Raw genomic sequence first — 3,953 nt, 5'->3', positions numbered from 1 at the left:
GCCCTCAGCAGGGCGGACGGTCGGGGCCGCGTCGAGTGGGCCGCTACTTGCCGGTAGCCGCTTGTGCGGGAATTCACACGCCTGCCGCAAGTGCCGGTGCGCGGCGCGCGGATGACGTCGTGTCAGACGGCCTGGACGGCGACGTAGGAACCGCGCTTCTCGACGGCCATCCGGTAGAGCCGCCCGGCGCGGTAGGAGGAGCGGACCAGGGGGCCGGACATCACGCCGGAGAAGCCGATCTCCTCGGCCTCCTCCTTCAGCTCCACGAACTCCTGCGGCTTGACCCAGCGCTCCACGGGGTGGTGGCGCACCGACGGGCGCAGGTACTGGGTGATGGTGACCAGCTCGCAGCCCGCCGCGTGCAGCTGCCGCAGCGCCTCGCCGACCTCCTCGCGGGTCTCGCCCATGCCGAGGATCAGATTGGACTTGGTCACCAGGCCGTAGTCCCGGGCCGCCGTCAGGACCTTCAGGGAACGGTCGTAGCGGAAGCCGGGGCGGATGCGCTTGAAGATCCTCGGGACCGTCTCGACGTTGTGCGCGAAGACCTCGGGGCGGGCCGAGAAGACCTCGGCCAGCTGCTCCGGGACCGCGTTGAAGTCGGGGGCGAGCAGCTCGACCTTGGTCCGGCCGGCCTCGCGCTGCGCGGTCTGGGCGTGGATCTGGCGCACGGTCTCCGCGTACAGCCAGGCGCCGCCGTCGGCCAGGTCGTCGCGGGCGACGCCGGTGATGGTGGCGTAGTTCAGGTCCATGGTGACGACGGACTCGCCGACCCGGCGGGGCTCGTCACGGTCGAGGGCCTCGGGCTTGCCGGTGTCGATCTGGCAGAAGTCGCAGCGGCGGGTGCACTGGTCGCCGCCGATCAGGAAGGTCGCCTCGCGGTCCTCCCAGCATTCGTAGATGTTCGGGCAGCCGGCTTCCTGGCAGACCGTGTGCAGACCCTCGCTTTTGACCAGGTTCTGCATCTTGGTGTACTCGGGGCCCATTTTCGCCCGGGTCTTGATCCACTCGGGCTTGCGCTCGATGGGGGTCTGCGCGTTGCGGACCTCCAGGCGCAGCATCTTGCGTCCGTCGGGTGAGACTGCGGACACGACCGGCTCCCTAGCGATTGGTGGTACGGCGACTTTTCAGGGTACGCCCGCTGAAATTGTGGTCCTGTGGTATGCGGTGGCTGTTGCTGTGCACTGCGTCACGCGGCCGGCGTCGACCGGACTTCCCTCGGCTCGACCTCCGCCGGTTCGACCTGCTGCGGCTCGACCTGGCGCGGCCTCGGTTCGGCGCTCTCCAGGACGTCCCGCAGATGGCGTTCCGCGACCGGGACGACCTCCGGAACCGTCACGTCCCGGCCCAGCTCGCTCGTCAGGGAGGCCACGCCCGCGTCGCGGATGCCGCAGGGGATGATCCGGTCGAACCACTTGTTGTCGGGGTTCACGTTGAGCGCGAAGCCGTGCATGGTGACGCCCTTGGCGACCCGGATGCCGATGGCCGCGATCTTGCGGTCCTCGCGGCGCTGGCCCGCGTTGGAGGGGGCGTACTCCGGGCCGTTGAGGCGGGGGTCGAACTCGTCGTCGGTCAGGCGCGGGTCGAAGTCCAGGGCGAGTCCGCCGAGGAGGGACGGGCGCCGCTCGACCGGATCACCGAGCACCCACACGCCGCTGCGGCCCTCGATCCGGGTGGTCTCCAGGCCGAACTCCGCGCAGGTGCGGATCAGGGCCTCCTCCAGGCGCCGTACGTGCGCGACCACGTCCACCGGGCGGGGCAGCTTCTGGATCGGGTAGCCGACCAGCTGGCCCGGGCCGTGCCAGGTGATCTTGCCGCCGCGGTCCACGTCGATGACCGGTGTGCCGTCCAGGGGGCGCTCGCTGTCCTGGGTGCGCCGGCCCGCGGTGTAGACGGGCGGGTGCTCCAGGAGCAGCACGGTGTCCTCGATCTCGTCCGCGAACCGCGCCGCGTGCACCCGGCGCTGCTCGTCCCACGCCTCCTGGTACTCGACGGCGTCCGCGCCGAACCCCACGCGGACGAACCGCAATCCACTCACGGCAGGCGCCTCCCATCGGCGGTCCCAGTCAGGCATGTGCGTCAGGCACGTAATGCGCTCAAGCCACTGTACGTCCGCCCCCCGAGCGTCAGCTCTTGAGGCAATCCTCACACGATCGGATGAAAGCACGCGGAAATGTGCGATCGGCTGGCTACGCTCCGCTACATTCGCGCCGTTCACCAGGCCATAAGGGCTGCTCACAGGCAATCCGGGCCCTTCGGCCCGGAAGGCAGGAGATCGCACCGCAGATGACGGATCGACCCGCGCAGCGCACTCCCAACCGCCAGCTCGCCGCGCTCATCGCAGAAGCGGGATTCTCCAACGCAGGTCTCGCCCGCCGGGTGGACCAGCTCGGTCTCGAACACGGCCTCGACCTGAGATACGACAAGACATCCGTCACCCGCTGGCTCCGTGGCCAGCAGCCGCGCGGCACCACGCCCGCGCTGATCGCCGAGGTCTTCACCCGCCGCCTCGGCCGCCGGCTCACCGCCCAGGACCTCGGCCTGGACGCCTGCGCGCCCGTCTACGCGGGCCTGGAATTCGCGGGCAGCCCCGAGGAGGCCGTCGACATCGTCGGCGGGCTGTGGCGCAAGGACTCCGGCAGCCATGCCGAGCTGCGCAAGATCGCCTTCACCGCGGCCGGTCTCGTGGTGCCCAGCCGGGACTGGCTGATCGGCAAGCCCGACGACCACGTGGCCCGTGCCGAACAGGCCGCGCGCGTGCCCGCGCAGGCCCGGCCCGGCGTGCCCAAGCAGCGCGCCCAGGCCGACCGCGGCCCCCGCCACCGGGTCACCGGCGGCGACATCGCCGCCCTGCGCTCGGTCGGCGACCTCTTCCGCACCCTGGACAACATGTACGGCGGCGGACACGCCCGCCAGGCCCTGGTGCGCTATCTGGAACACGAGTGCGAGCCGATGCTCCGCGGCACCTACGGCGAGCAGACCGGCCGCAAGCTGTTCGGCGCCGCCGCCGATCTGACCCGCCTCGCGGGCTGGACCTCGTACGACATCGCCGCGCACGGCCTCGCGCAGCGGTACTTCGTGCAGGCGCTGCGGCTGGCGCAGGCGGCGGGGGACCGGGCGTACGGCTCGTACGTCCTGATCACGATGAGCCGTCAGGCCGTCTACCTCGGGCACGGGCGGGAGGCCGTGCAGCTCGCGCGGGTGGCTCAGCAGGGGGTGGGCGGGGTGGCCCCGCCGGTCGTGCAGGCGTTGTTGCACGCCGCCGAGGCCCGTGGGCACGGGGTGCTCGGCGAGGTACGGGCCTGCACGGCGTCCCTGGTCCGCGCCGAACGCGCCCTGGACGCCGCCCGGCCCGGCGACGAGGTCCCGTACTGGGCGCGCTTCTTCGACGAGGCCCAGCTCGCCGACGAACTCGGCCACTCCCACCGCGACCTCCAGCAGTTCCGCGCCGCCGCGCAGTACGCCGAGCGTTCCCTCCAGCTCCGGGCCCCCGCCTTCGCCCGCAGCCGTCTCTTCTGCCGGGTCGTCCTCGCCACCGCGCGACTGGGCCTGGGCGAGCTGGACCAGGCCTGCCACCTTGCCGCCGAAGCGGCGGGGCAGGCCGCGGAGATGCGCTCGGTCCGCGCGATCGAGTACATCCGTGACTTCGAACGCCGCCTGGAGCCGTACAAGGACGCGGCGCCGGCGCGGGGGTATCGGGAGCGGGTGGCGACGCTGGGGTAGCGGGTTCGCTCCGCGAGTGGGGGCGCGGATGCGGTCCTTCGGCTGGCTGCCGGTGGGGGCTGGTCGCGCAGTTCCCCGCGCCCCTGGGGGCGTTGCGGTGTGCGGTGTTGGGAGGGGGAGCTGTGGATGCGGTTCTTCGGCTGGCCGCCCGGTGGGGGCTGGTCGCGCAGTTCCCCGCGCCCCTAGCTAGGGGGGTCCCTTCCCGGTGTGGGGGAGGGCAGCGTCCTCAGGGG

General features: G+C 71.9%; 3 protein-coding genes. 1 reads left to right on the top strand and 2 read right to left on the bottom strand.

Annotation, left to right across the window (positions count from 1 at the left end; genetic code table 11):
* Nucleotides 1-122: 122 nt before the first annotated feature.
* Together lipA and lipB are read right to left on the bottom strand one after the other, a co-directional pair.
* The gene (gene lipA / locus ACFXAZ_RS37255) at nt 123-1,088 is read right to left on the bottom strand and encodes a lipoyl synthase (RefSeq protein WP_384600753.1); all 966 of its coding nucleotides are present in this window, start codon (nt 1,086-1,088) and stop codon (nt 123-125) included.
* 98 nt (nt 1,089-1,186) lie between these two features.
* Nucleotides 1,187-2,035 (bottom strand): lipoyl(octanoyl) transferase LipB, encoded by an 849-nt coding sequence (gene lipB, locus ACFXAZ_RS37250; RefSeq protein ID WP_384600750.1) that lies wholly within the window; start codon nt 2,033-2,035, stop codon nt 1,187-1,189.
* A gap of 248 nt (nt 2,036-2,283) precedes the next feature.
* On the opposite strand from lipB, the gene ACFXAZ_RS37245 reads away from it, so the two are divergent.
* Nucleotides 2,284-3,720 carry a regulator gene (locus tag ACFXAZ_RS37245; protein WP_384600747.1) on the top strand — a complete coding sequence of 479 codons (1,437 nt, stop codon included), beginning with the start codon at nt 2,284-2,286 and terminating at the stop codon, nt 3,718-3,720.
* The last annotated feature ends 233 nt before the right edge of the window (nt 3,721-3,953 follow it).

The sequence above is a fragment of the Streptomyces sp. NPDC059477 genome (assembly GCF_042749375.1).
GTDB lineage: Bacteria > Actinomycetota > Actinomycetes > Streptomycetales > Streptomycetaceae > Streptomyces.
This window is presented reverse-complemented; position numbering and strand designations above follow the sequence as displayed.

What these genes read in the sequence shown, in the direction of transcription:
- ACFXAZ_RS37245 (WP_384600747.1), top strand. Translation starts at nt 2,284, where the DNA reads ATGACGGATCGACCCGCGCAGCGCACTCCCAACCGCCAGCTCGCCGCG.